This window comes from Shinella sp. GW821-FHT11G07 (assembly GCF_058808115.1).
In genome coordinates this window covers 1-26,164 of the sequence record NZ_JBXARJ010000020.1, presented here as the reverse complement: position 1 = coordinate 26,164, position 26,164 = coordinate 1, and the positions used below count along the sequence as shown (strand labels likewise).

Annotated in this window: 28 protein-coding genes; 10 read left to right on the top strand and 18 right to left on the bottom strand. The window is 63.8% G+C overall.

All coding sequences use genetic code 11. The features are described 5' to 3' along the window. The first annotated feature begins 23 nt into the window (after positions 1-23). On the top strand, positions 24-1,025 hold the full coding sequence (locus tag AC1RT2_RS28470) for an esterase-like activity of phytase family protein (protein WP_493107376.1): 1,002 nt from the start codon (positions 24-26) through the stop codon (positions 1,023-1,025). Positions 1,026-1,215: 190 nt separating this feature from the next. Here AC1RT2_RS28470 and AC1RT2_RS28465 read toward each other — a convergent pair whose 3' ends face one another. Continuing rightward, positions 1,216-1,854, bottom strand: a complete 639-nt coding sequence (locus AC1RT2_RS28465; RefSeq protein ID WP_493107374.1) for a VUT family protein — start codon at positions 1,852-1,854, stop codon at positions 1,216-1,218. 171 nt (positions 1,855-2,025) lie between these two features. Continuing rightward, complete coding sequence (gene rpmB / locus AC1RT2_RS28460; RefSeq protein ID WP_069060840.1) at positions 2,026-2,325, bottom strand: 50S ribosomal protein L28; 300 nt, start codon at positions 2,323-2,325, stop codon at positions 2,026-2,028. 257 nt (positions 2,326-2,582) lie between these two features. Here rpmB and AC1RT2_RS28455 point away from each other — a divergent pair, with 257 nt between their 5' ends. Both AC1RT2_RS28455 and yddG read left to right on the top strand, forming a co-directional pair. Then, positions 2,583-3,359 carry a DUF3108 domain-containing protein gene (locus tag AC1RT2_RS28455; protein WP_493107372.1) on the top strand — a complete coding sequence of 259 codons (777 nt, stop codon included), beginning with the start codon at positions 2,583-2,585 and terminating at the stop codon, positions 3,357-3,359. Positions 3,360-3,394: 35 nt separating this feature from the next. After that, entirely contained in the window at positions 3,395-4,273 is an 879-nt protein-coding gene (gene yddG / locus AC1RT2_RS28450; RefSeq protein WP_069060838.1) for an aromatic amino acid exporter YddG, read from the top strand. 1 nt (position 4,274) lies between these two features. On the opposite strand, the gene AC1RT2_RS28445 is transcribed toward yddG, so the two are convergent. Both AC1RT2_RS28445 and gloB read right to left on the bottom strand, forming a co-directional pair. Beyond that, the gene (locus AC1RT2_RS28445; RefSeq protein ID WP_493107369.1) at positions 4,275-4,697 is read right to left on the bottom strand and encodes a cupin domain-containing protein; all 423 of its coding nucleotides are present in this window, start codon (positions 4,695-4,697) and stop codon (positions 4,275-4,277) included. Next, positions 4,697-5,467, bottom strand: a complete 771-nt coding sequence (gloB, locus tag AC1RT2_RS28440) for a hydroxyacylglutathione hydrolase (protein WP_493107367.1) — start codon at positions 5,465-5,467, stop codon at positions 4,697-4,699. The genes AC1RT2_RS28445 and gloB overlap by 1 nt, the downstream gene beginning before the upstream one ends. A 91-nt stretch (positions 5,468-5,558) precedes the next feature. Here gloB and AC1RT2_RS28435 point away from each other — a divergent pair, with 91 nt between their 5' ends. Both AC1RT2_RS28435 and AC1RT2_RS28430 read left to right on the top strand, forming a co-directional pair. Further along, on the top strand, positions 5,559-6,308 hold the full coding sequence (locus tag AC1RT2_RS28435) for a class I SAM-dependent methyltransferase (protein ID WP_069060835.1): 750 nt from the start codon (positions 5,559-5,561) through the stop codon (positions 6,306-6,308). Positions 6,309-6,372: 64 nt separating this feature from the next. Further along, positions 6,373-7,308 (top strand): prephenate/arogenate dehydrogenase family protein, encoded by a 936-nt coding sequence (locus AC1RT2_RS28430; RefSeq protein ID WP_493107365.1) that lies wholly within the window; start codon positions 6,373-6,375, stop codon positions 7,306-7,308. Here the strand turns inward: AC1RT2_RS28430 and AC1RT2_RS28425 are convergent. Beyond that, positions 7,305-8,312 carry a DUF2125 domain-containing protein gene (locus AC1RT2_RS28425; protein WP_493107363.1) on the bottom strand — a complete coding sequence of 336 codons (1,008 nt, stop codon included), beginning with the start codon at positions 8,310-8,312 and terminating at the stop codon, positions 7,305-7,307. The two genes, AC1RT2_RS28430 and AC1RT2_RS28425, sit on opposite strands and share 4 nt — an antisense overlap. A 182-nt stretch (positions 8,313-8,494) precedes the next feature. Here AC1RT2_RS28425 and AC1RT2_RS28420 point away from each other — a divergent pair, with 182 nt between their 5' ends. Next, on the top strand, positions 8,495-9,046 hold the full coding sequence (locus AC1RT2_RS28420; RefSeq protein WP_493107361.1) for a gamma-glutamylcyclotransferase: 552 nt from the start codon (positions 8,495-8,497) through the stop codon (positions 9,044-9,046). Here AC1RT2_RS28420 and AC1RT2_RS28415 read toward each other — a convergent pair whose 3' ends face one another. From AC1RT2_RS28415 to ftsE, 4 genes are all read right to left on the bottom strand, one after another. Next, positions 9,047-9,835, bottom strand: a complete 789-nt coding sequence (locus AC1RT2_RS28415) for a lysophospholipid acyltransferase family protein (protein WP_493107359.1) — start codon at positions 9,833-9,835, stop codon at positions 9,047-9,049. Between the two features lie 77 nt (positions 9,836-9,912). After that, positions 9,913-10,629 carry a YdcF family protein gene (locus AC1RT2_RS28410; RefSeq protein WP_069061603.1) on the bottom strand — a complete coding sequence of 239 codons (717 nt, stop codon included), beginning with the start codon at positions 10,627-10,629 and terminating at the stop codon, positions 9,913-9,915. 84 nt (positions 10,630-10,713) lie between these two features. Then, on the bottom strand, positions 10,714-11,721 hold the full coding sequence (locus AC1RT2_RS28405; protein WP_493107357.1) for a cell division protein FtsX: 1,008 nt from the start codon (positions 11,719-11,721) through the stop codon (positions 10,714-10,716). Beyond that, positions 11,714-12,376, bottom strand: coding sequence for a cell division ATP-binding protein FtsE (gene ftsE / locus AC1RT2_RS28400; RefSeq protein WP_083242940.1), 663 nt, complete (start codon positions 12,374-12,376; stop codon positions 11,714-11,716). The genes AC1RT2_RS28405 and ftsE overlap by 8 nt, the downstream gene beginning before the upstream one ends. 199 nt (positions 12,377-12,575) lie before the next feature. On the opposite strand from ftsE, the gene AC1RT2_RS28395 reads away from it, so the two are divergent. From AC1RT2_RS28395 to AC1RT2_RS28385, 3 genes are all read left to right on the top strand, one after another. After that, positions 12,576-13,244: a hypothetical protein gene (locus AC1RT2_RS28395; RefSeq protein ID WP_493107355.1), complete on the top strand. Its 669-nt coding sequence runs from the start codon at positions 12,576-12,578 to the stop codon at positions 13,242-13,244. A 99-nt stretch (positions 13,245-13,343) separates the two neighbouring features. Beyond that, on the top strand, positions 13,344-13,889 hold the full coding sequence (hpt, locus tag AC1RT2_RS28390; RefSeq protein ID WP_069060828.1) for a hypoxanthine phosphoribosyltransferase: 546 nt from the start codon (positions 13,344-13,346) through the stop codon (positions 13,887-13,889). Positions 13,890-14,046: 157 nt separating this feature from the next. Next, the gene (locus tag AC1RT2_RS28385) at positions 14,047-14,406 is read left to right on the top strand and encodes a response regulator (RefSeq protein WP_069060827.1); all 360 of its coding nucleotides are present in this window, start codon (positions 14,047-14,049) and stop codon (positions 14,404-14,406) included. A 55-nt stretch (positions 14,407-14,461) separates the two neighbouring features. Here AC1RT2_RS28385 and AC1RT2_RS28380 read toward each other — a convergent pair whose 3' ends face one another. The 4 genes from AC1RT2_RS28380 to argH form a co-directional block, all read right to left on the bottom strand. Further along, a complete protein-coding gene (locus tag AC1RT2_RS28380) occupies positions 14,462-17,098 on the bottom strand; it encodes a TIGR02302 family protein (RefSeq protein ID WP_493107353.1) in 2,637 nt (878 codons plus the stop codon). A gap of 120 nt (positions 17,099-17,218) precedes the next feature. Continuing rightward, positions 17,219-18,487 carry a diaminopimelate decarboxylase gene (gene lysA / locus AC1RT2_RS28375; RefSeq protein ID WP_069060825.1) on the bottom strand — a complete coding sequence of 423 codons (1,269 nt, stop codon included), beginning with the start codon at positions 18,485-18,487 and terminating at the stop codon, positions 17,219-17,221. A 12-nt stretch (positions 18,488-18,499) separates the two neighbouring features. Next, entirely contained in the window at positions 18,500-18,685 is a 186-nt protein-coding gene (lptM, locus tag AC1RT2_RS28370) for an LPS translocon maturation chaperone LptM (RefSeq protein WP_444799497.1), read from the bottom strand. A gap of 105 nt (positions 18,686-18,790) precedes the next feature. Then, the gene (gene argH / locus AC1RT2_RS28365) at positions 18,791-20,194 is read right to left on the bottom strand and encodes an argininosuccinate lyase (protein WP_493107350.1); all 1,404 of its coding nucleotides are present in this window, start codon (positions 20,192-20,194) and stop codon (positions 18,791-18,793) included. Positions 20,195-20,218: 24 nt separating this feature from the next. On the opposite strand from argH, the gene tlpA reads away from it, so the two are divergent. Beyond that, a complete protein-coding gene (tlpA, locus tag AC1RT2_RS28360; RefSeq protein ID WP_493107348.1) occupies positions 20,219-20,893 on the top strand; it encodes a thiol:disulfide interchange protein TlpA in 675 nt (224 codons plus the stop codon). A 167-nt stretch (positions 20,894-21,060) separates the two neighbouring features. On the opposite strand, the gene AC1RT2_RS28355 is transcribed toward tlpA, so the two are convergent. From AC1RT2_RS28355 to AC1RT2_RS28335, 5 genes are all read right to left on the bottom strand, one after another. Further along, on the bottom strand, positions 21,061-22,083 hold the full coding sequence (locus tag AC1RT2_RS28355) for a sulfate/molybdate ABC transporter ATP-binding protein (protein ID WP_444799494.1): 1,023 nt from the start codon (positions 22,081-22,083) through the stop codon (positions 21,061-21,063). Continuing rightward, positions 22,080-22,976, bottom strand: a complete 897-nt coding sequence (gene cysW, locus AC1RT2_RS28350; protein ID WP_493107345.1) for a sulfate ABC transporter permease subunit CysW — start codon at positions 22,974-22,976, stop codon at positions 22,080-22,082. The genes AC1RT2_RS28355 and cysW overlap by 4 nt, the downstream gene beginning before the upstream one ends. A gap of 2 nt (positions 22,977-22,978) precedes the next feature. Then, positions 22,979-23,809 (bottom strand): sulfate ABC transporter permease subunit CysT, encoded by an 831-nt coding sequence (gene cysT, locus AC1RT2_RS28345; protein WP_493107343.1) that lies wholly within the window; start codon positions 23,807-23,809, stop codon positions 22,979-22,981. A 123-nt stretch (positions 23,810-23,932) separates the two neighbouring features. Then, positions 23,933-24,916: a thiosulfate ABC transporter substrate-binding protein CysP gene (gene cysP, locus AC1RT2_RS28340; protein ID WP_069060818.1), complete on the bottom strand. Its 984-nt coding sequence runs from the start codon at positions 24,914-24,916 to the stop codon at positions 23,933-23,935. A gap of 145 nt (positions 24,917-25,061) precedes the next feature. Further along, positions 25,062-25,934 carry a 3-hydroxybutyryl-CoA dehydrogenase gene (locus AC1RT2_RS28335; RefSeq protein ID WP_069060817.1) on the bottom strand — a complete coding sequence of 291 codons (873 nt, stop codon included), beginning with the start codon at positions 25,932-25,934 and terminating at the stop codon, positions 25,062-25,064. Between the last annotated feature and the right edge of the window lie 230 nt (positions 25,935-26,164).

Sequence of the window (26,164 nt, the reverse complement as noted above, 5' to 3'; positions counted from 1 at the left end):
GGCAGTGGCGCCACGGAGGCTTCGTGTGGAGCCTCCCGGCTCTCGCTCTCGCCGTAGCACTCGCGCTGCCGCTGGCCCGACCCGTGGCGGCCGAGGTCATCGACCTGCCCGTCGTCAACCACGCCGTCTCGCAGTTCGCGCTGGGCTCTGAGAACAGCACCTTCGGCAAGCTCGAGTTTCTCGGCGGCATCAGCTATTCGTCGAGCAATCCGCTGCTCGGCGCCGTCTCGGCGATCCGCTTTCGCGATGACCAGAAAAGCTTCGTCGCCGTGCTCGATACCGGGCACTGGCTGACCGGCCGTATCGAACGCGATGCCGAGGGCCGGTTGAGCGGGCTTGCGGACCTGAAGACGCGCTCGATGTTCAACGCCGACGGCCAGGACGAGAACGTCAAGTACCAGATGGATGCCGAGGGCCTGGCGATCGGCAAGGGCGAACTGCTCGTCAGTTTCGAGGCGGTTCACCGCATCGACGTCTATCCGGATCCGGGCTTCCTGGACGCCAAGCCGTCACGCCAGTTGCCGCTCCCCTTCCCTCGCCGCGAATTGCGCAGCAATCGCGGCATGGAGACGCTGGCCATGTCGCCGGCGGCCGGCCCGCTCGGCGCCGTGCCGGTGACGGTCACGGAGCGCAGCCTCGATGCCGACGGCAATGTGCTCGCCGCCGTGCTCGACGGCCCGCTCGCCGGCACCTTCGCCGTAACCCGCAACGATCCCTGGGACATCACCGACGGCGCCTTCCTGCCGAACGGCGACCTGCTGCTGCTGGAACGCCGCTTCCGGCTGTCGGATGGCGTCGGCATGCGCATCCGCCGGATCGACGGCACGAAAATCCGCCCCGGCGCGGTGGTCGATGGCGAAGTGCTGATCGACGCCGATCTCAGCCACCAGATCGACAATATGGAAGGGCTGGACGTGGTGGCGGTGGCGGATGACGATATCCGCATCATCGTCGTGTCCGACGACAACCATTCGATTCTTCAGCGCAACCTGATGCTGGAATTCCGCTTGCCGAAGGCAAAATAAAAGCCGCCCGCGGAGTGCGGACGACTTAGCTTCTGGCGGAGGTCAAAAAACCTCTCCTTCGTCATGGTCGGGCCTGACCCGACCATCCACCAGCACGTCGCGGATGTGGATCCTCGGGTCAAGCCCGAGGATGACGTGGGATGCGTGATGCGATGACCCTTATTCCCTACAAGCGGCTCGTACACCCGTCTCAGACGGTCTTTTCGGCGCCCGGCATCGGCTTCAGCTTGCTCATCAGCGCGCCGTAGGGCAGCAGCATGACGAAACCGACCAGCACCTTCACGGAGAAGTCGCCAAGCGCCCACGAGATCCAGCGCGGGGCTTCCGCGGTGAGAACACCCAGCACCGGCGCCCATTCGATCGCGAAGGCATCGTTCGGCCCGAAGGCGGAGAAGGCCGGTGCGAAGGCGAAGGAGAAGAAGATCACCGTGTCGAGCGCCGAGCCGAACAGCGAGGCGATCAGCGGCGCGCGCCACCAGGTCTGCCGGCGCAGCTGGTTGAAGACCGAGATGTCGAGCAGCTGGCCGAGCAGGAACGCCGAGCCCGAGGCAATCGCGATGCGCGGCGAGGCGACGGCAAAGGAAAAGACCACGGCGACCAGGAAACCGGCGACGACGACGCGGCGCGCGATGCGCGGGCCGAACTGGCGGTTGGTGAGGTCGGTGATGAGGAAGGCGACCGGATAGGTGAAGGCACCATAGGTCAGGAGGTCGCCGAGATTGATGCCCAGCAGCGTGCCCGAAAGGGGGTATTGCACCAGCACGTTCGAGGCGACGACGACAGCCGTCATCAGGAGAACATAGAAAAACGTAATGCGATTCGCTTGCATTTTTTTACCCTGGGTGATGCCACCAGCTGGAGAACGGAAGCAATTCCGGGAAAAGTGTGAGACGGTTTTCCGTCCGGAACTGCGGAGAAGCAAAAGCACAACGCAAAGCATTGAGGCCTGCCCGGCAACCGGTCAAGCCTCAATGAAAACGCTTGAGCTTAGCGCCTGAAATCAGGCAGCAACTGCAGCGGCAGCGGTCTTCTTGGCGATCTGGCGGCGCAGCAGACGAGCGCGCATCGACAGTTCGTTCTCGCTGGCCTTCAGCAGGAAGGCATCGAGGCCACCGCGGTGCTCGACGGAGCGCAGAGCCGCAGCAGAAACACGAAGACGGTAACGCTGGCCGAGGGCGTCGGAAATCAGCGTGACATTGCACAGGTTCGGCAGGAACTTGCGCTTCGTCTTGTTGTTTGCGTGGCTCACATTGTTGCCCGACTGGACGCCCTTGCCGGTCAATTCGCAACTACGGGACATGGTACACCTATTTTTTCTTGGTTCTGGACAATACGTTTCCGGCACCGAAACCGGCCGCAGTCCATCTGGCCTTTTTGAGAAGTCGCGGTTCTATAGTCACACTCACCGGCGACGTCAAGCCAAACCTGCCGTTCACCTTGAATTCAGTTGCCAAAAGCCATGATTTGCAGGCAATAGCAAGCAGATCGAGAATGTGCCGCGGCGCAGAATCGCCGCAATGACGGGCTAGGCGGAGCGTGTCTATGGGAGCAGTGCAGATGAACGGGCGGGGTTGGATTGCTGGCGCTTTGATGTCGCTTGCCCTTGTGGGCAGCGCGGCACCGCTTTCGTCGGCCGAAATCGAGCACCGCACGGACTACAGTATCCGCCTCTCCGGCCTGCCGGTCGCCACCGCGACCTTCCGCTCGGCCTTCAACGGCGACCGCTACACGATTTCCGGCAGCATGCAATCGGCGGGCCTCGCCGATATCTTTTCCAGCACCAAGGGCACGACATCGGTTTCCGGCATCGTCAGCCGCGGCCGGCTGCACGCAACCAGCTATTCGGTGAACTACAAGAGCGGCAAGCGCAGCCGCGCCATAGACGTCACCTTCCGCAATGGCAACGTCATCACGGCCAGCATGGTGCCGCCGCGTCGCAAGCCGAAGAACTGGGTCCCCGTCTCCAACGCCGACATGCGGGCGGTGCTCGACCCGATCTCCGGCCTGATCATTCCGGAAGGCAGCCGCATCTGCCCGAAGACGCTGCCGATCTTCGACGGCGAATCGCGCCTCGACCTGAAGCTGACCTCCAAGGGCACCAAGTCCTATTCCACCAAGGGCTTCGAGGGCGAGGCCATCGTCTGCGGCATCCGCTTCGTGCCGAAGTCCGGCTACCGCAAGGGCCGCGACGACGTGGAATATCTGCGCAAGCTGAACACGATGGAAATCTGGTTTGCCAAGGCCGACGGGGCAAATGTATATGCTCCGGTCTATGTACAGATTCCGACCAGGCTCGGACCTGTCACCGTCTCGGCCACGCGCTTCGGCGGCTGACATGTCCCCGGTCGATGGACCGGGAGTGATAAGCCTTGAAGACGCGCGCAACCCTGATTGGTTTTTCGGCGATCCTGATGTGGTCGCTGCTCGCGCTCTTCACCGCGGCCTCCGGCAAGATGCCGCCCTTCCAGCTTTCCGCCGTCTGCTTCCTGATCGGCAGCCTGCCCGGCCTGATCGTTCTTGCCGCGCGCCCGGAGCGCATGCGCCTTCTCCGGCAACCGGCCAAGGTCTGGGTCACCGGCATTCTCGGCCTGTTCGGCTATCACTTCCTCTATTTCACCGCGCTGAGAAACGCCCCGGCTGTCGAGGCGGGTCTCATCGCCTATCTCTGGCCGTTGCTCATCGTCGTCGGCTCCGCACTGCTGCCGGGTGAGACCTTGAAGTGGAACCATGTCGTCGGCGCCTTCCTCGGCCTCGGCGGCACAGTGCTGATCGTCGGCCGCAACGGCTTTGCCTTCGACGAAGCCTATCTGGTGGGCTATGGTGCGGCCTTCCTCTGCGCCTTTACCTGGTCGGGCTACTCACTGCTTACGCGCCGCTTCGAGGCGGTCTCGACCGACGTGGTAACGGGCTTCTGCCTCGCCACCGCGATCCTCTCGCTGCTCTGCCACCTGATGCTGGAGACTACCGTCTGGCCGCAGACGAATTTCGAATGGCTCGCCGTCGCCGGCCTTGGCCTGCTGCCGGTCGGTGCTGCCTTCTATGCCTGGGATTTCGGTGTGAAGAACGGCGACATCCAGATTCTTGGCGCCGCAAGCTATGCCGCACCGCTGCTTTCGACACTGGTGCTGATCCTCAGCGGCTTTGCCGAGCCGTCCTGGCGCATCGGCCTTGCCTGCCTGCTGGTCACCGGCGGCGCGGTGCTCGCCGCCAAGGACATGATCCTGCGCCGGCGTGCCGCGACCGCCTGAGCTAGACGCCCGGCGCCCAGCCGGGCGGTGCCATCTCGAAGGACGAGAAGACGAAGCCGGGCGAGACCGTGCAGCCGACCAATGTCCAATCGCCAAGCGGCTCGGCCGATTGCCACCAGTTGGCCGGCACGATCAGCTGCGGGCGCTCGCCCGCGGCAAGATCCGGTCCCAGCACCTGCACGTCCGCCGACCTCTTGCCGTCGCTCAGCGACAATGCCAGCGGCCCGCCGGCATAGTGGTGCCAGATCTCGGCGGCATCCCGCACCCGGTGCCAGTGCGAGCGCTCGCCCTTCTCCAAGAGATAGTAGATCGCCGTCGAATGCCCGCGCTCGCCGCCGTCGACATCCCGGAATGTCTGCACGTACCAGCCGCCTTCCGGATGGCGCTCCATGCCGAGTGTCGCGATGATCTCCGCCGGTGTCATCAGAACCGGTCCTTGCGTGCGCGGATCTCGGCAAAAACCTCCGCATCGCTCGCCTTTTCCATGCCGAGATGGTGGCGGATGGCCGGATCGGCAGCGCGCAGGAACGGGTTCGTCGCCTTTTCCAGCCCGATCGTCGTGGGCGCCGTGAATGCCTCTGCCGCCCGCAAGGCCTCGATCTCCGCGACCCGCGTCAGAAGCGCGGCATTGTCCGGGTCGATGGTTTTGGCAAACCGGGCATTCGAGAGCGTGTATTCGTGTCCGAAATAGACGGTCGTTTCATCCGGCAGCGCAGCAAGTTTCGATAGCGACTCCCACATCTGCGCGGGCTTACCCTCGAACAGCCGGCCGCAGCCAAGCGCAAAAAGCGTATCGGCGGCGAACAGCAATTTGTCGTCGGGCAAGTGGAAGCAGATATGCCCCAACGTATGGCCGGGCGTCAGGATGACCTCGACACGGCGCCCGGCAAATTCGAAGCTGTCGCCGCCATCCACTTTCCGGTCGATGCCAGGAATACGTGGTGCCTCGCGCGCCGGCCCGATGATCGTGGCACCAAAACGCGCCTTCAGCGCGAGATTCGCTTCGATATGGTCGTTGTGGTGATGCGTCGTGAAAATGTGGCTGAGCGTCCAGCCCCGGCGGGCGAGCGCATCGAGGATCGGCCCTTCCTCCGGCGCATCGATACTCGCGGTGGCACCCGTCGCGGGATCGTGCAGCAGCACGCCGAAATTGTCGCTGCGGCAGGCAAAAAGGTCGATTTCCAGCGGGGTCATGGCAGGCTCCTCGTCACATCGGTCGGGCGGTCGGCGGGAATGTAAGGCAATCGGCCTTGAAGTCCATCGGCGTATCGCTCACATTCAGGCCATGCATGCCGATATCGTCGACCTCCGCGAATTCTACCACTCCCCGCTTGGCCGCCTCGCCGATCATTCGATCGCCATGGCGCTCACCTCGCTTTGGGCGCGCCTACCGGATGAGCGGCTGGTCGGGCTCGGTTATGCCGTGCCCTATCTCGAGCGGTTTCGCGCAGACACCGAGCGCACCTTCGCCTTCATGCCGGCCGGCCAGGGCGCCGTGAACTGGCCGCCGAGCGAGCTGTCCTCCACGGCACTGGTCTTCGACGAGGAACTGCCGCTGCCGGACGCCGCCGTCGATCGCGTGCTGATGGTGCACTCGCTGGAATTTGCCGAAAATCCGCGCGAGACGATGAAGGAACTGTGGCGCGTATTGGCGCCGGGCGGCCGCCTCGTCATCGTCGTGCCGAACCGGCGCGGCGTGTGGGCGCGCATGGAGCACACGCCCTTCGGCTCCGGTCGGCCCTATTCCCGCCGCCAGCTGACCGCGCTGCTGCGCGAGACCAATTTCACGCCGGGTGCCAGCGCCGAGGCGCTGTTCTTCCCGCCCTCGAAACTGCGCAGCGTGCAGAAGCTGCGCGGCGCCTTTGAGCGGCTGGGGCGCATGCTCTGGCCGATGTTTTCCGGCGTCATCATCGTGGAGGCGCAGAAGCGGCTCTATCAGGGCCTGCCGGTCGCGGCCCGCGCCTCACGGCGCGTCTTCGTGCCGGTGCTGGCCCCACAGGGCGTGCCGACGACCCGCGAGCGCGCGCCGCGCTGATCCCCTCGACAAACGCCAAGCCGCCCGCTAGAGCGAAGCCCAGCGGCAAAGAAGGGCGACGGGCATGACGGACGGACATTTCGACAAGATCGCGCTGATCGGCATCGGCCTCATCGGCTCCTCCATCGCCCGTGCGGTCAAGGCAAAAGGCCTCGCCAAAAACGTCACCATTTCCAGCCGCAGCCAGGAGACGCTCGACCGCGCCCGCGAACTGGATCTCGGCACCGACTATGTCCGCGATGCCGGCACGGCCGTCGAAGGGGCAGACCTCGTCATCGTCTCGGTGCCCGTCGGCGCCTCGGGCAAGGTGGCGGAGGAGATCGCGCCGCACCTCAAGCCCGGCACCATCGTCACCGATGTCGGCTCGACCAAGGCGTCGGTCGTGGCGCAGATGCTGCCGCATATGCCGAAAAACGTGCATTTCATTCCCGGCCACCCGCTGGCGGGAACGGAGCATTCCGGCCCGGATGCCGGTTTCGCAGAACTTTTCCAGGGCCGCTGGTGCATCCTCACCCCGGTGCACGGCACCGACAAGGAAGCCAAGCGCAAGCTCGCCGCCTTCTGGGAGGCGCTCGGCTCGAAGGTCGACGAGATGGACACGGAGCACCACGACAAGGTGCTCGCGATCGTCTCCCACCTGCCGCACATCATCGCCTACAACATCGTCGGCACGGCAGATGACCTGGAGACGGTGACGGAATCGGAAGTCATCAAGTACTCCGCCTCGGGTTTCCGCGATTTCACGCGCCTTGCCGCCTCGGATCCGACCATGTGGCGCGACGTCTGCCTGCACAACAAGGATGCCATCCTGGAAATGCTGGCGCGCTTTTCCGAAGACCTCGCCTATCTCCAGCGCGCCATCCGCTGGGGCGATGGTGAAAAGCTGTTCGACCTCTTCACCCGCACCCGCGCCATCCGCCGCTCGATCATCGATGCCGGCCAGGATACCGCCGCGCCGAACTTCGGCCGCCCCTCCGCCGACAAGAAAGATCAGGCTTAGAACGGCGGGATGAAGGCGATCGGGAAGAGGCCGAGATAGACGGTTCCGTCCTGCACGTTCAGCTTCACCACGGCGCGATCGCCGCCCGTCGACAGGCCCTGAATGACCTGCGCAACCTGTGCCGCCGTCTCCGCGATTTCCGGAAAAGCCTCCGAAATGCGATCGCGCCAGACCGTGATGCCGGCAATGTCGAGGTCGAGTGTGCCGGAGATATAGCCGTCATCCCCCACCTTGAGCGGGCCGGACAGCGTCGCGACCTTGCCGTCGCCGAGATCGAGCGACAGACGGCGCAGCTCCACGCTTGCCCCGAGCGGCACGTCGGCCGGCGGCCCCTCGGCCGAAACCCATTTGGCCGCATCCGCAATCGTCAGGTCGGCGGTGACATCGAGCGGTGGCAGCACCCGATCGCCGAGATCGAGCGACAGCGCATCGAACGACGCTGCGATGTCGAGCGCTTCGCCCGACTGGCGGATATGTTTTTCGCCATGCGTCGCGGCAATGCCGATCGAGACAGCTTCCGACGGCACATTGAGCCGGCCCTTCAGCCCGTCATAGGCGATCGACGCCCGGTCGAGGCCGTTCGTCCAGGCGGCGGCGCTGGCGCGCATCCGGTCCCAGTCGACGTCGAAGACGAGATCCGGCGTGACGCGCACCTGCGCCGGCCCATCAATCTCGATGACGCCATGACCCGGCCGGTAGACCTGCGCGGCAGAGCGAATCGCTCCAAAGGTCGCCGACAGCCCGGAGGGGCGATCATCGACACCGACCGAGTCGCAGAAGAGGCCGATGCGGAACGGAAAGCCGCGGACGGAAAGGTTGCTGCAGGAAACGGAATGCATGCCCTGCGCGGATGCGGCAAGCTGCTGGTTGAGTGTGTCCTTCAACCAGCTTGCGGCATAGAACCATGCACCCGTATAGAGCGCGATGAAGAGAACGACGGCAATGGCAAGCCGGACGAGTTTGCGCGTGACGCCCGATGTCTCGGCGTGGCTTGACGATGCCATGTTGTTCTCCAATGGTGACGGACAGAATTTGCCGATACGGCGTCAAAGCCGGCAATTGCGGCGGCTTTTAGAGTATGTGCAGCAAAAGTGCGAAGCGGTTTTGCGTTCGCGGCTACAACAAACAAGGGATAGAGCGCTTTCTCGGTTCGGAGAAACGCGGAAGTGCTCTGGAAATGGTCCAAGTGACGGTGGATATGAACGAATTCTGGGTTTTTGGCTACGGATCGCTGATGTGGAATCCGGGCTTCGAGTTCGAGGAACGGCAGTCGGCACACCTCTTCGGCTTCCGCCGCTCACTCTGCGTGCGTTCCTGGGTGCATCGCGGCACCGAGGAGAGGCCGGGCCTTGTGCTCGGGCTGGACCGCGGCGGTTCCTGCCGCGGCGTCGCCTTCCGCATCGCGCCGGAAAAGTATGAAGCCGTGGTCGACTACCTGCGCGAGCGGGAACTGGTGACCCATGTCTACAAGGAGCGCACGCTCTCCGCGACGCTCGGCGACGGACGCCGCATCACGACGCTTGTCTATATCTGCGACCGTGCGCACCAGCAATTTGCCGGCTCGCTGACGATCGAGGAAGCGGCGCGGACCGTCAGCGCCTCGATCGGGAAATCCGGTCACAACATGGATTATGTGCGCAACACGCTCATCCACCTGCGCGAGATGGGCATCCGTGACCATTGGCTGGAAGATGTCGGCCGCGCCGCGGAAAACCTCTATATCGCCACGCCGGCCTGATCAGGCGGCATGCGCCTTCAGCTCCGCCAGCCGCTGCACGGCGGTCGGCGGCAGAGGCAGCTTCGGATTCGCCGCGACGGTTTCGATCAACAGCTGGTCGCTCGCCGTTTCCATCACCTCGATGAGATGGGCGAGGAAGGCATCCGGATCCATGCCGGGTTCGATCGGCGGCAGGATACGCACCTTGAAATGGCCGGGATAGCGAATGAACTTGCGCCGCGGCCAGAACAGGCCCGGATGCATGACGACGGGCACGACCGGGACTTGCAGATCGCGGTAAAGGCGGGCGATGCCGTATTTGTACTCCGGCGGCGCGCCCGGCGGACGGCGGGTGCCTTCCGGATAGATGATGAGCTGGCGGCCAGCCTTCATCTCCACCTTGGTTTGCTCCATGACGGCCGCCATCACCTTGCCGCGCGCATTGCGGTTGACCGGCACCATGCGCTGCTTCTTCAGATACCAGCCGAACAGCGGGATCCAGGTCAGTTCGCGCTTCAGAATATAGAGCGGGTCGTCGAACCAGGGCAGCAATGCGTAGGCGTCCCAGAAGGACTGGTGTTTCGGGGCCACGATGTAGCTGCCTTGCGGGACATTCTCCAGGCCCTCGACGTCGAAGGTTGTCCCGACGATCTTGTCGAAGAGCCAGTGGTTGCTCTTCGCCCAGTTCTTCGCGACGCCATAGGCCTTCTTGCGCGGCAGCAGGAAATAGGCCGGCGTCATGATGATCATCTGTCCGATGAGGTTCAGGTAGAAGACGGCATTGAAAAGCACGGAACGGAAAACGATCATCGGGCAGCCTGTGAGCGGAACACGTGCTCTCGACCTACACGATAATCCGGGGCGGGGAAACTCCCGTCGCAGCGATCTCAACTGCCGGACAGGCCCGACATATCGCCACGAAGACCGGACCAGCTTCGCGCACCGATCACCGCCCGGATACGCGCCAGACTGTACTTGAGATATTCCGACAGCATCGCCTTCATCACGCCGGGCTGGCGCAGCCAGTTGCCGTTCCTGAGGTCCGAATTGACGACCGGATAGGCGATGAATTCCGTCTGCGGGTCGCTGACCCGCAGTTCCAGCAGGCTGCGCGGCATGTGGTAATTGTTGGTGACGACGAGCACCCGACGGAACTGGTGATCGCTGATCCAGCGCGCCGTCTCGTTGGCATTGCCGATCGTGTCCACCGCCTCGTAGCCCATGTCGACACAGCATTCGAAGAGCGCCGACGAACTCTGCGTGAGTTTGCGGATCTGCGTGCCGCTCGTTGTGGGGTTCACGCCGGAAATCAGCAGCCGCTGGCCGGCACCCTGCTTGAGCAGGCCGATCGCGCTGTCGATGCGCTGGTAGCCGCCGGTCAGAACGACGATCGCATCGGCCTTCGGATCCTGCGGCGCCTCCATCGAGGCCACGGTTTCGGCGAAATAGAGGAAACCGCCGGCCCCTGCTATGGCCGCAATCAGGATGAGGGCCAGAACGACGCGCACGGCGAGCCGGACGGGGCCTTTGCGTCGGCGCCGCCCCTCTCCTTCCGGCCGGACGCCCTGAGGCAGATCCGGTTTTGCCCGTTCCAGCGCGTTCATGATTCCGTCCATAGAATCCGATTGCGGCAACGGCTAGTCCGTTTCGCGGCGATGGTCCGCCCGTCTTGCATCATTTTTCCCGCGTCATGTGTCCGGCAGCTGGTCCGTTCGTGACGGGTCGGAGCGGATGAGGTCGATTTCGTGGATGGTCCGCATCACCGTGAAGCGGGCTGTCAGCGTCGTCAGCAGGGCAATGACGACGATCGTCCCGGCAATGCCGAGATAGCCGGTGAGCCCCATGGAAAACGTGCCGAAGAGAGCGGTCGCCTGGTCGCTCTGCGGGGTTGCGATCGAACGTCCCTGCCAGAAACCGGCAATCGCGAAAAACAGCGCCGCCAGAAAACCGCCGGCAAACGAGCCCTTGAGGCTGATCTTCAAAAAATGCTTCTGGAATTCGGAGGCGACGAAACTTGCCTCGGCGCCGACGAAATGCAGCACTTCGACGATATGCCGGTTGCCGGACAGCGCACCGCGCGTCGCAAAGACCACCGTCAGCACCATGGCGGAGAAGACGAGCACCAGCACGCCCGTGCCGATGAAGGCGGTGGTGCGCGCCATGGCGACGAGGCGGTCCACCCAGGTACGGTGGTCATCGAGGAAGGCCGTCGGGATTTTTGCCGCCAATGCTGTGCGCATCGCGGCGAAATCCGGCGGGCTCTGCTCGTCAATGGTGACGATGACGAGGCGCGGCACCGGCAGTTCGTCGAGGTTCAGCCCCTCGCCGAGCCACGGCTCCAACAGGCGGGCAGTCGCCGCCTTGTCGACGATGGTGCCGTCGCGGGTGCCGGAGAAGGTGAGCGCCAGATCGCGTGCATCCTTCAGCGCCTGCTCCATGTCGAGCGGATCGTCCGGCTTGATCTGGATGGTGATCTCGCGGGAAATCTGGCTCTGCCAGCTCGATGCCGTCGCGCGCACCATGTTGACCGCGCCGAAGGTAAGGCAGGCGAGGAAGGCCATGATGGCGATGACCAGCATCAGCGCATTGCCGGAGACGTTCGACGGCGGCACGATGGGGGCGGTCGGGCGTACACGCATTTCCAGCCGGCGGGCCGGCTGCGCATCCTCGGCGGTTTCGCGGGGGGTGTCAGTCATAGATGTCGAGCCGTCCCTGCGAGAGGATCATGCGTCGCGCCTGGTCCACCTGATCCATCAGCGACAGATCATGCGTGGCGATCACGACGGCCGTGCCGAGCCGGTTCAGTTCCAGGAAGAGGCTGAGCAGGCGGCGCGCCATCGGTGGATCGACATTGCCCGTCGGCTCGTCGGCAAGCAGCAGTTCCGGCCGGTCGATGAGGGCACGCGCGATCGCCGCACGTTGCTTTTCCCCACCGGACAGCACCGCCGGCAGCACGTTGATTCGCTCGCCGAGGCCGACCCATTTCAGAAGCTCGAGCACATCGGCGCGATAGCTCGATTCGTCCTTGCCGCGCACCCGGAGCGGCAACGCGACGTTCTCATAGGTGGTCAGGTGGTCGAGCAGGCGAAAATCCTGGAAGACGATGCCGATGCGCCGGCGCAGCATCGGCAATTCGTCGCGCGGGATGGTCGAAATTTCCCGGTCGAAGGTGCGGATGATGCCGCGCGTCGGCTGCAACGACAGGAACAGCAGGCGCAGCAGCGTCGTCTTGCCGGCACCGGACGGTCCCGTCAGGAACTGGAAGGAGCGGTGCGGAATATCGAAAGTCAGGTCGCGGAGAATCTCCGGCCCCATTCCGTAGCGCAGTCCAACATTCTCGAAATGAATCAATGGCCAATCCGGTTCTAAAAACGGTCATCCTTGCCCGCGTCAGCGGCACCTTAGCGGAGGTCGCATAGGAAAGCGGCTCTTTCACGGTCGGGTTTCCGAAGCATTAACCAGTATGGTTTACGTTTCGTAAGGATTTCATTCAATGCCCGACTTTTCGCGGATGATTTTGCGCGGAAACCGGCCAAGCGAGGAGTTCACGATGAACGCCTTCAGAGCGAAAAAACCGGCACAGGGCCGCATTGACCTCCTGCCGCCGGAACCCAAGGCACCCGCCCAGAAGCACGGCCAACGCCCCGTCGCCCGCCTGGAAGTGGTCGATGCCGATTTCGTCGTCATCCGCAGCGGCAACGCGCGAACCTCCAACGACAATCATCGCGCAGTTCGTCCGAAACCGTCCCGCGCCGCGTCAAAACATCTCTTCGTTCGCACCGCAGCGGCAAGCGCGCGGCTCTGCGAGGCCGGCTTGCAGCTTCTCTCCGGCCGCGCCTTCGCCGGCCTCGTCACGGCAAGCGTCATCTTTGTCTTCGCCTATGCCGGCGGTCTCTCGGCGCTGAAGGCAGCCTTGCCGACGGCCGAGCCAATCACGCCCCTTCGTGTCGCCGACGTCGTGGCGACCGTCGAGGATCAGAACGGCATGAAGGTGCTTTCCGTCTACGGCCGGATCGACAATGTCAGCAGCGGCACCCAGTCCATCCCACCGCTGGACATCGCCTTCGATACTGCCGGCACATCACGGCGCGTCGCCCTCGATAGCGAATCAATTGCGGCCGGTGGCAGCGAACACTTCGCACTGCGCATTCCGCATGGCGGCGGAAAAGTGCCGAAAGTCTCGGTTTCCCTGGCCGGCGAGGGTGCACCGGCCAACTGACTGTGCTAATCGGCTGCTTTGTTTCTCCGCAATTCCCGGCGCAAAACCGTTTCGCGCTTTGCTGGAATTGCCTTGATGTTACCAAGGAGCCGCCTCGCAATGCATATTGTTCGCGGAAAGAAGATCGAAACGCTCTATGATGCCGGGCAGATCGCCAAGCGCAACGAAGAGCTGGCAGCCCAGATCGCAAGCGGCCCGACGAAGGACCTCCTCGTCATCGCCGTCCTCAAGGGATCGTTCATCTTCGCCGCCGACCTGACGCGTGCACTGCATGCCGTAGGCCTCGCACCGGAAGTCGAATTCATCACGCTGTCGAGCTATGGCACGGGCACCGTGTCGCAGGGCGTGAAGGTCATCAAGGACATCGATAGCGACGTGCATGGCCGCGATATCCTGCTGATCGACGATATTCTCGAATCCGGCCGCACGCTCACCTTCGCCAAGGAACTGATGTACGAGCGCGGCGCGCGCAACGTCACCATCGCCGTGCTGCTCGACAAGCGCGAGAAGCGCAAGACCGACCTGGAAGCCGATTATGTCGGCTTCGAATGCCCGGATTATTTCGTCGTCGGCTACGGCATGGACGTGGCCTACGCCTTCCGCGAACTGCCCTTCGTCGGCATCGTGACGGGCGACGCGGACTGAGCAATTCCAGCAAAAGTGCTGAGCGGTTTTGCGTCCGGAATTGCGTCGCGCAAAAGTCCACCGCAGATTCCTCCACGCGCCGTTTACCGATCGACAAGGAAAGTCTGGTCTTTTCGTCAATAGACGAGGCCGGATGGATGGTCCGAAAGGGAAAATGATGGCGAAGATCCTGATCACCGAAGACGAAGATTCCCTTCGAATCTTCGTGGCGCGTGCCCTGCGGCTGGACGGCCACGAAACCGTCGAGGCGCCGGATGGTGCGGCCGGACTGGACGCCCTGACAGAGGGCGGCTTCGACCTGCTGCTTTCCGATATCCGCATGCCCGTGATGGACGGTATCGAGCTTGCCCACAAGGCATCCGCCGCCCACCCTGCGCTGAAAATCCTGCTGATGACCGGTTATGCCGAGCAGCGCGAGCGCGCGGACGACCTTGCGAGCAAGATCGTCGACGTGGTGAGCAAGCCCTTCAGCCTGCCGGACATCCGCCGCGCCGTGGCGCAGGCGCTCGCCGCCTGATCGCTGCTGGAAACCAATCCGGACGCGGATCGCGTCCGGTTTTCATGGAACTGCGTCACCGGATGCCGAGCAGGCGCTCCAGGTAATCCCGCTCGAAGCTCGGCGAAGAGCCGGTGCCAAGCCGGCGGCGGATTTCTTCGAGAATTTCCCGCGCCCGCTGGATATCGATCTCTTCCGGGATTTTCGTCGGTCCGCCGAAATCGGGGCCCTGCCCATTGACCGGACGCTCACGGCCGAGCGGGTCGCGGCCGTTGCGGCCGGCCTGCGGCATGCCCTCACCCGGCCCCTGGCCCTGCCCCATGGCCTGCATCTGGCTCATCATGTTCTGCGCACCCTGGCGCAGCGCTTCCAGCGCCCGACCCTGGCTGCCGACGGCTGATTCGCCCTGGCCTTGCCCAAGCGCTTCCGAGGCGCCCTTCATCTCGCGGCCGGCCTGGCCAAAGCCTTCGCCGGGTTCCAACCCCATGCCCTTCAACGCGTCCTGCACCTCACCGAGCTGCTTGCCGAGCGCATCCTGCTGCTCCTGAAGCTTCTTCAAGGCGTCGCGCAGCTGTTCGGCGGTCATCTGGTCGGTCGGCTGCTGGCCGGCGCCGTTGTCGCCTTGCTGTTGCTGCTGTTGTTCGCCGTCCTCGCCCGGCATCGGGTCGCCACGCTGCTGGCGGTCGCGCAGCGCCTGGTCGAATTGGAAGGTCTGCTCCATCAGCTGCTGCTGCTTCTGCATCAGCTCGCCGAGCTTATCCATCTGCTGGCGCATGGCGTCGTTCTGCTGCCCCTGCTGCCCCTGCTGGGGGCGGCCGGCCTGCAGGTTGTTCATCATGCGCTGGAGTTCGGAGAGCATCTGCTGGGCCTGATCACGCGCCCCGGAGCGCGCCAGATTCTCGATCTGGTCCATCATGCGTTGCAAATCCTGCTGGCGCAGGATCTGGCCCTGCTGCTGCGCATTCTGCTGCATCTGGCCGTTCTTGGCCGCCTGGCGGGCGAGTTCCTGCATATAGGCCTGCATCGCCTCGCGCAGTTCCTTCATCAGCTCGGCGATCTCGGCGTCGGAGGCATTGCGCTCCAGCGCCTCGGAGAGCGCCTTCTGCGCCTCGCGCAGGCGGCGATCGGCGAGCGACAGGTTGCCGTCCTCGATGCCGAGCGCGATTTCCCACAGGTAGTCGGCAGTCTCTCGCATCTGGTCGTCGGTGCGGGCAAGCTTCATGCGCGCGGCAGCCGATTGCAGCAGCAGGTAATGCGTGAGGTTCGGGATCGTCTCTTCCGGCCGGATCGTCAGCGCCTCGTTGAGCGCGATCGCGTAAGGCAGTTTGTTGGCATCGAGCGCAAAGACCTGCCGTTGCTCGGCGACGGCAGATGCGAGCGGCTCGAAGAAATTCTTCGCCGGCAGCACCATCTCGACTGGCTGGCTGCGCCCCTCCTGCCCCGCCGCATCCTTGGCGACGAGCGTGATCTTCACACGCTTGCCGGAGAGCGGATGTTCGGAGAGGTTGCGGCTCGTCGTGCCCTTGGCATCGCGCGCGCTGCGGCGCGGCAGGTCCAGCCGGTACTCCGGCAGCGGATAAAGCGGACGCGCGTCCTTCTGCTCTTCGACCGGCACGATTTCGGCACGAGCCTCCTGGAGCCCGTAATCGTCCTTGGCGATGAAGCTGATCTCCAGCGCCGAAGCCACGGTCTTCTTCGGGATACCGTCGAAGGCGATTTCAGGAACGCGGTCCGGAATGACGGAAAAAGTCCAGGTCCTGCCATCGACCGAAAGCGTGCCATCCTTCAGGATCTTGTAGTGCATGGTCCTGGCGCCATTGACGGCCGCGACCGGCACCTTGGCCACCGCCTCCGTCTTCCCAGCCTCGGCCTTCTCGTCCTTCGGTTTTTCTTCTTCCGGACGAATGGCGATGGCGGCAGTCTCGCCCGCAACCTGATAGCTCACCGGCTCGTCGCCGCTGCCGCCGGTGACGCGCACGGTCAGTTCGCTGAACTGCGGAATGCGGATGTCGCCCTTCGCGGCCTCGCTCGATTGCGCCTGTCCCGTTCCCGTGAGGAAGACGGGTGCGCGCGACGTGTGCGCCGGCGGCGTGACCCAGGCATCGATACGCACGTCCGGCGCCGTTTCGGCCGGCGCGCGAAACGACACGACGTCGGCGAGCAGGCCGCCACGGTTGGAATAGGAGAAGGCAAAGGCAACGACGACGAGAAGCACCGGTATGGCGCGCAGCGCATGACGGTCATGGCGGGCAATATCCGGCTCCGGCCCACCGGTGCGCAGCGTGCCGATCAAACGCGCCATGCGGGCCTGGTGCTCGCGCCAAAGCGCGTCGGCAAAGGCATCGCCGCCCGCCGGCCTGTCGTCCTGCACGCGGATCGCCTGGTGCGCCAGCGCGTTGCGCGCCTCGAGCATACGATAGGCATTGTCGATGGAGGGCCAGTCGATGCCGCGCAGGCGGGAAAGCAGCCCGACAAGGCCGAGCGCGAAGGCGGCAAGCGTCGCAACATGCAGCCAGAAGGGCACATGGCGGAAATAGCCGAACCAGGTCAGTGCCAGGAACCCGGCAACCAGCAGCACGATCGGCAACACGCGCGGCGCAAGCGCCTCCAGATAGAGGATGACCTGGGCGACAAGACGCTTGGCTGCGAGTTTGCGTGCCACCGGATTGCCGGTCGCCGTCGCCTCGCGTTGCCTTTCCGTGTCAATCGCCATCAGGTACCGCTCTCCGATGCAGGGTATCGAAGCTAAAAGATAACATGCTTTGTGGCGAAGACGAGGGCACGCGCAAAATCGTGATCGCGCGCGCGAACGGCATCCACGCTTTTGCGGACCTCAGGAGAGCCAGCTTGGCAGCGAGTCGAGCCCGATCAGCTCGTCATAGGACGGCCGTGGCCGGATGACGTGGAAGTCCGCGCCGTTCACCAGAACTTCGGGGATCAGCAGGCGGCTGTTATAGGTGCCGGCCTGCACTGCGCCGTAAGCACCCGCCGAACCGACGGCGATGAGATCCCCCGGCTTCGGCTGCGCCATTTCGCGGTCCTGCGCCAGATAATCACCGGTCTCGCAGACGGGGCCGACGACATCCGCCCGGATGCGCGGGGCGTTTGCCGCGGAGATGACGACCGGCTGGACTTCGTGCCAGGCCTCGTAAAGCGTCGGACGGATGAGATCGTTCATCGCCGCATCGACGATCACAAAGGTCTTCTCGCCGCCGTCCTTCACATAGATCACCTCGGTGACGAGGATGCCGGCATTGCCGACGATCAGGCGACCGGGCTCGGTGACGATCTTGCAGTTGAGGCCCTTGAGCTGGTTCTTGACGATCTCGGCATAGGCATCCGGCAGCGGTGGCGGCGCATTGTCCGTCTTGTAGGGAATGCCGAGACCACCACCGACATCCACATGATCGATCGTATGGCCGTCGGCGCGCAGCGTATCGACAAGTTCACGCAACAGCTTGAAGGCATCTTCAAAGGGCTGCAGCTCGGTGATCTGGCTGCCGATATGCATGTCGATGCCGGTCACCTGGATGCCGGGCAGGGTCGCGGCGCGGGCATAGACGGTGCGCGCGCGCTCCCACGAAATGCCGAACTTGTTTTCCTTCTTGCCGGTCGAGATCTTGGCATGGGTGCGTGCGTCGACATCCGGGTTGATGCGGAAGGAGACATGCGCGACCTTGCCGGCCTTCACGGCGCGGGCATTCAGGACTTCCAGTTCCGGCTCGGATTCGACGTTGAAACAGTAGATGCCGGCCTCAAGCCCGAGATCCATCTCGCGCGGCGTCTTGCCGACGCCGGAGAACATGATGCGGGAGGCCGGAACGCCGGCGGCAAGGGCGCGGCGCAGTTCGCCTTCCGAGACCACATCGATGCCGGCGCCGAGCCGGGCGAGCGTCTTCAGCACCGCCTGGTTGGAGTTCGCCTTCATGGCGTAGCACACCATGGCGTCGACACCGTCGAAGGCCTTGGAGAAAACCTTGTAGTGGCGCTCCAGCGTGGCTGTCGAATAGACGTAGAATGGCGTGCCGACCGCCTTGGCGATGTCCGGAACAGGCACGTCCTCTGCGTAGAGGATGCCGTCGCGATGCTCGAAATGGTTCACGGGTGTTTTCCGTCAGAGAAGGGGGTCGAGAATGAAGGGCTTGTCTTCGATCTGCTCGACCTTCTTGCCATCGATGGTCTTCACGACCGGTTTTGCGCCGCCCGGCAGGTCGAGATCGCCCTTGCGGCCGCAGGCAGTGAGAACCGCTGCGGAAAGGCAGAGCACGAGAGCCAGCCTGCCGATATCGATGCGTGTCATGAAGCGTTCCCTGGAAACTCGGGTGGTCGGGTGGGCATCATCCTTAGCGAATTCGCCCGCCCTTGTGCACCCTTAATCTGCTGATGAGTCCTGCAAGCAACCTAATCAGTTCCGCTGCCGCCACCAGGCGATCTGCTTCCTGACTTCGGAAGGTGCGGTGCCGCCATAGCTCTTCCGGCTGGCGACCGAGGCCTCGACCGTCAGCACGTTGAAGATATCAGCGGTGATCGAGGCGTGGATCGCCTGCAGGTCCTCCAGCGACAATTCGGCGAGGTCGCAGCCCTTGCTCTCGGCAAGCGCCACAGCGCGGCCCGTCACATGGTGGGCGTCGCGGAAGGGAAGCCCCGCCTCGCGCACCAGCCAGTCGGCAAGGTCGGTGGCGGTGGAATAGCCGGAGCCGGCCGCCGCCTTCATCTTGTCTGTGCGGACCGTCATGTCGCGCACCATGCCGGTCATCGCGGCAATCGCCAGTTCGATGCTTTCGGCCGCGTCGAAAACCTGTTCCTTGTCTTCCTGCATGTCCTTGGAATAAGCGAGCGGCAGGCCCTTCATGACGGTGAGCAGCGCGATCAGCGAGCCGTTGATGCGGCCGGTCTTGGCGCGCACCAACTCGGCGGCGTCCGGGTTCTTCTTCTGCGGCATGATCGAGGAACCGGTGGAGAAGGCATCCGACAGGCGGATGAAACCGAACTGCGGCGTCGACCAGATGACGATCTCTTCCGCAAGGCGCGACAGATGCACCGCGGCGATCGCGGCGATCGACAGGAATTCCAGCGCAAAATCGCGGTCCGACACGGTGTCGATCGAGTTGCGCGTCGGCTCGCGGAAACCGAGCGCCTTGGCCGTCATGTGCCGGTCGATGGCATAGCCGGTGCCGGCAAGTGCTGCGGCGCCGATCGGGCTCTCGTCGAGATGTTCGATGGCGTGGCGCACGCGCTGGCGGTCGCGGCCGAACATTTCCACATAGGCCATGCAATGGTGGCCGAAGGTTACCGGCTGGGCGGTCTGGAGATGGGTAAAGCCCGGCATGACGGTATCGGCATGCTCTTCGGCGCGGTCGAGGAAGGCGGCGATCAGCCCGGTCAGTGCCTTTTCCGTCTTCTGCAGCTCTTCCTTGACCCAAAGGCGGAAATCGAGCGCCACCTGGTCGTTGCGCGAGCGGGCGGTGTGCAGGCGCCCGGCGGCCGTGCCGATCAGCGTCGCAAGGCGCGCCTCGACATTCATATGGATGTCTTCGAGACGGCGCGAGAACTCGAACTGGCCGCTTTCGATCTCTGACAGGATCGTGTCGAGACCGTGAACGATCTTTTCCTTATCGTCCGCCGAAATAATGCCCTGATGGGCGAGCATTTCGGCATGCGCCTTTGAGCCGCGGATGTCCTGGGCGTAAAGCTTCTTGTCGAAGCCGATGGAGGCATTTATCTCCTCCATGATCGCATCCGGTCCCGAGGCGAACCGGCCGCCCCACATCTGGTTCGAGGATTTCGTCTCGGAATTGCCGTCAGCCATGGGATGCTTATCCTGGAGAAAGAAATGACAGTGAAGAAGAAACTCGGCCTGCCCGCCACGAAGCTGATCGCCATCGCGGGACTGGCCGGACTTCTCGCCGGTGGTGCAGCGATATACGTGAAGGAAAGCCTGTCTGGCAATGGCGCGGTCGCCTCGGCCGATACCGCCGCCTGCGCCCTCGCCTCCGAAAAAGCAGCAGCGATCACGCCCTTCTCCAAGGGCCAGGTCGCCGCCATGCGCAACGTCGACGAACACCGCCCGCTGCCCGATCTCGTCTTCGACGGACCGGACGGCAAGAAGAAGACGATCGCCGATTTCGCCGGCAAGACCCTGCTGGTCAATCTCTGGGCCACCTGGTGCGGCCCGTGCCGCGAGGAAATGCCAGCCCTCAACGCGCTCGAAAAAGAGCTCGGCAGCGACAAATTCGAGGTCGTGGCGATCAACATCGACACGGGCGACGACGAGAAGCCGAAAGCCTTCCTCAGCGAAACCGGCGTCAACGACCTCGGCTACTACCGCGATGCCTCGATGGGCGTCTTCAACACGCTGAAGAAGGAAGGCCTCGCCTTCGGCCTGCCCGTCACCCTGCTGATGGACGACAAGGGCTGCCTGATCTCCGCCATGAACGGCCCCGCCGCCTGGGACAGCGAGGACGCCAAGGCCTTGATCAACGCCGCGCTGGCGACACCGAAGAGCTGAACGAAGCACGCACGACGGGTGGGGTTCCCCCTCACCCCGCCTCCGCTTCGCTCGGCGGACCTCTCCCCGCTGGGGAGAGGGGAGTAGAGATGTTGCGGCATGTCCCTTCTCCCCACGGGGAGAAGGTGCCGGCAGGCGGATGAGTGGGCTTGTTTCCGGCGATGCCGTCAAGCCGCCGCGTAGACGCGCGGCCGGCGGATGTCGATGAAGCCTTCCTCGCCCTTGCGGTGCGGGAATTCCGGCGCGGTATCGAACTCGACGGCCTGACCGCTGCCGGTCATCGCCAGCACGCGGCGCGAATCCGGCCGGTCGATGACGCGCAGGATACGCGCGGCTATGCCGTGGCCGTGCTCGCGCCAGCTGACATCCGCCGGGCGGAAGAGGATCTGCCCGCTGCCATCAGCCACGCCTTCGGCGTCGAAGGCAACTGCATCGACATAAGCCTTGCCGCCGCGGATATCCGCATCGAGCTTGTTGGCGTCGCCGAGAAAATTCATCACGAAAGCATCGGCCGGGTTGCGGCAGACCGCTTCCGGCGTGCCTTCCTGTACGATCTTGCCCTTGTTGAGAATGACGACGCGATCGGCGAGGTCGAGCGCCTCTTCCTGGTCGTGCGTGACGAAAAGCGTGGTGATGCCGAGCTCGTCATGGATTTTTCGAAGCCAGCGGCGCAGGTCGCGGCGCACATTGGCGTCGAGCGCGCCAAAAGGCTCGTCGAGCAGCAGCACGCGCGGATCGACGGCAAGTGCGCGGGCAAGTGCCACGCGTTGGCGCTGGCCGCCGGAAATCTGGGCGGGGAAACGGTCCTTGAGACCGCTCAGCTGTACGAGGTCGAGCAGTTCCTTGACCCGCTCGGCAATCGCCTGCGGCGAGCGTTTCACCTTGGAGACCTTCATGCCGAAGGCGATGTTCTCGCCCACCGTCATGTGCGGGAACAGCGCGTAATGCTGGAAGACGAAGCCGACGCCGCGATCGCGCACCGGAATATCCGTCGCGTTCTCATCGCCGAAATAGATCGCACCTGCATCGGCATATTCGAGGCCGGCGACCATGCGCAGGATCGTCGTCTTGCCGGAGCCGGACGGGCCGAGCAGCGCTACCAGCTCGCCGCTACCGATATCGAGCGAGACGCCGTGCACGGCACGAAACGTCTCGAACTCCTTGACCACATTGTCGAGGCGGATCTTCAAGGCTTGACCTCCGGAATGATGCTGTCGGCGCCGGCAAGGGCTGCGGGGCGCTGGACGCGCCCTGCGCCCCGCCGCTCCAGCGCCACTTTGACGACGAGCGTCACGATGGCGAGGCAGGCGAGAATGGATGCGGCGGCGAAGGAGCCGGCCGCGTTGTAGTCGTGATACAGCAGCTCGATATGCAGCGGCAGCGTGTTGGTCTGGCCACGGATGTTACCCGAGACGACGGAGACCGCGCCGAACTCGCCCATGACGCGCGAATTGCAGAGCACGACGCCATAGAGCAGCGCCCATTTGATGTTCGGCAATGTCACGGAGAAGAAGGTCCGCCAGCCGCTCGCCCCGAGCGATGTCGCCGCCTCTTCCAGATCACGCCCCTGCGCCTGCATCAGCGGAATCAGCTCGCGCGCCACGAAAGGTGCCGTCACGAACATGCTGGCGAGCACGATGCCGGGCAGCGCGAAGAGAATTTTTATCTCCATCGATTGCAGAACCGGACCGAACAGGCCCTGCAAGCCGTAGACGAAGAGATAGGCCACGCCCGCGACAATCGGCGAAACCGAGAAGGGCAGCTCGATAATGACGGTGAGCAGCCGCTTGCCGCGAAAGTCGTGTTTGGTGATCGCCCAGGCGGCCGCCACGCCGAAGGCCGTGTTGATCGGCACGGCGATGAGCGCGGTGATGACCGTCAGCAGGATGGCGTGGCGCGTATCCGGGTCGGCGATCGACTCGGCGAAATAGACCACGCCGCGCGAAAACGCTTCGACCGCGATGACGACCAGCGGCGCGACGATCATCAACCCGACGAACACGAGCACGATGCCGAGCAGCGAACGACGGAAGACCGTGTTGTCGCCAACGCGCGGTGGCTTGCCTTTTCTGTTGTGCACCATGGTCAGCCCCGCACCGTGTAGCGCAGGGCGCGCGCCTGCATCAGGTTGGTGATGGCGAGCATCACGAAGGCCGTCAGCAGCATGACGGAGGCGATCGCGGCGGAGGCCGGATAGTCATATTCCTCGAGCCGGATGAAAGCGAGCAGTGCGGTAATTTCCGTCGAGAACGGCTGGTTGCCGGCGATGAAGATGATGGCGCCGAACTCGCCGAGGCTGCGCGCGAAGGAGAGCGACACGCCGGCGAGCAGTGCCGGTGTCAGAAGCGGCAGGATGACGCCGACGAAGATCGAGAGGTCGCTGGCGCCCAGCGTCTGCCCGGCCTCCTCCAGCGCCGGGTCCAGCTCTTCCAGCACCGGCTGCACCGTGCGCACGATGAAGGGGATGCTGGTAAAGCTCATCGCGACGATAATGCCGAGCGGCGTATAGGCGACCTTGATGCCGAGCAGCGACAGCGGCGCGCCAAACCAGCCGTTGGTGGCAAACAGTGTGGTGAGCGCAATGCCCGCAACCGCCGTCGGCAGCGCGAAGGGCAGGTCGACCAGCGCGTCGACCAGCCGGCGGCCCGGGAAGCGATAACGCACCAGCACCCAGGCGAGCGCCATGCCGAAGACGAGGTTGAAGACCGTTGCGGCGAGCGCACAGAGCACCGTCACGCGGTAGCTGGCAAAGGCGCGCTCCGACGAAATGATGCGCCAGTAATCCGCCGGCCCGAGGCTTGCCGCCTTGAAGACGAGCGCAGCCAGCGGCAGCACCACGATGATGGCCACATAGACAAGGGTGATGCCGAGCGCGAGCGGCAATCCGGGCAGTACACGCCGTCTCAAAGCGCGCATCCTTTCTCAAGCAATTCCAGGAAAAGGGCGTGGCGTTTCCGACCGGATGCGTCGCGCTTTTCATGCCAACAACCGGCGGGCTCCATGCCCGCCGGTTGCCGGAAAAACAATGGCTTTGGGCGATCAGCGGCTGCCGTAGATCTTGTCCAGCGTGCCGCCTTCAGCGAAGTGCTCTTCGGAAATCTTCTTCCAGCCGCCGAAGACGTCATCGACGTTCACGAGGCGGATTTCCGGGAACTGGTCCTTGAATTCGGCGGCAACCTTTTCGTCATGGACGCGGTGGCCGAATTCAGCAGCGATCTTCTGGCCTTCCGGCGCATAGAGGAAGTCGAGGTAGGATTTTGCGAGGTCCCGGCTGCCATGGCTGTCTGCCACCTTGTCGACAATGGCGACAGGGAATTCGGAGAGAAGCGAGACCGACGGCACGACGCTCTGGAACTTGTCTTCACCATACTGCTTGGCGATCGACTTGGTTTCGGCTTCGAAGGTGATGATCACGTCGCCGATTTCGCGCTCGACGAAGGTCGTCGTCGCCGCACGGCCGCCCGTGTCGAAGACCGGCACATTGTCGAAGATCTTGGTGATGAATTCCTCGACCTTGGCCGGATCGTCCTTGAACGCTTCCTTGGCGTAAGCGGTGGCTGCCAGGTAGGTGTAGCGCGCATTGCCCGAGGTCTTCGGGTTCGGGAAGATGACCTTCACGTCGTCACGGGCAAGGTCTGCCCAGTCCTTGATGTTCTTCGGGTTGCCGGCGCGCACCAGGAAGGACGGGAAGGAGTAGAAGGGCGAAGCATTGTTCGGGAATTTCTGCTGCCAGCCTTCGGCGACAAAACCGTTCTTCACGAGGAAGTCGATGTCCGTCACCTGGTTGAAGGTCACGACATCGGCTTCAAGGCCTTCAACGATGGCGCGTGCCTGCTTGGAGGTGCCGCCATGCGACTGGTCAATGGTGACGCCCGGATGCGCCTTCACGAAGGCTTCGTTCTCAGCGGCAAAAAGCTCGCGCGCCACGTCATAGGAGGCGTTCAGCAGCTTGTCGGCGGCGTGCGCGGAGAACGGAGCGGCGAGGCCGAGGAGGGCCACGCCGAGAAGGAGCAAACGTTTCATCTGAAAAACCCCGAATGGAAATTGAATTCGGGCAGACAATACCGGGCGGAGGCGTGCGATCCGAGGTATCTCCTGCCGCGGCTCCTGCGGCAGGCGAAACAATTTTCCCTGAAAGGGACGGCTCGGGGAATCTCCAGCCTGACCGTCAGCGGGTCGGGACCGGAACCTCGCCGCGGTAGTCGTAGAAGCCGCGGCCGGACTTGCGGCCGAGCCAGCCGGCTTCGACATATTTCACCAAGAGCGGGCACGGGCGATACTTGGAATCGGCGAGCCCGTCATGCAGCACCTGCATGATCGAAAGGCAGGTGTCGAGGCCGATGAAATCGGCAAGCTGGAGCGGGCCCATCGGATGGTTGGCGCCGAGGCGCATCGCGGTGTCGATCGCGTCCACCGAACCGACGCCTTCATAAAGCGTATAGATCGCCTCGTTGATCATCGGCAGCAGGATGCGGTTGACGATGAAGGCCGGGAAATCCTCGGCAACCGTGATCGTCTTGTCGAGCGAGGCGACGAAGGCCTTGGCCGCGGCAAACGTGCCTTCTTCGGTCGCGATGCCGCGCACGAGTTCGACGAGCTTCATGACCGGAACCGGGTTCATGAAGTGAATGCCCATGAAACGCTCCGGCCGGTCGGTGGCGGATGCCAGACGCGTGATCGAGAGCGACGATGTGTTGGTGGCAAGGATCGCTTCCGGCTTCAGCACGGAACAGACCTGGCCATAGATCTTGCGCTTGACGGTCTCGTCTTCGGTCGCCGCCTCGATGACGAGATCGGCATCGGAGAGATCGTTGACGTCGGCCGAGCCCTTGATGAGCGCCATTGCCTTCTTGCGCTCGTCCTCGGTCATCTTGCCGGAGGAAACCTGGCGAGCGAAATTGCCGTTGATCGTTGCAAGGCCGGTTTCGACCCGTTCGGGCGACAGGTCGTAGATATGGACCTTGTAGCCTGCGACGGCCGCGACATGCGCGATCCCGCACCCCATCTGGCCTGCACCCACAATACCGACGTTTTTGATCATAGCGCCAACCGCCCCGTCATCTCATTCCGCGCCCCGATGGCACAAAAAAACACCGGGCCGGTCGAGCCGGCCCGGTGAAGTGATAAAGCGCTGCGACGCATTTTTCCAGTGAAATCCTCGTCGCAAAGCGCGACCTTGGTCGGCTCAGAGCGCCTTCTGCAACTCGGGCAGTGCCTCGAAGAGATCGGCGACGAGGCCGTAGTCGGCGACCTGGAAGATCGGTGCCTCCT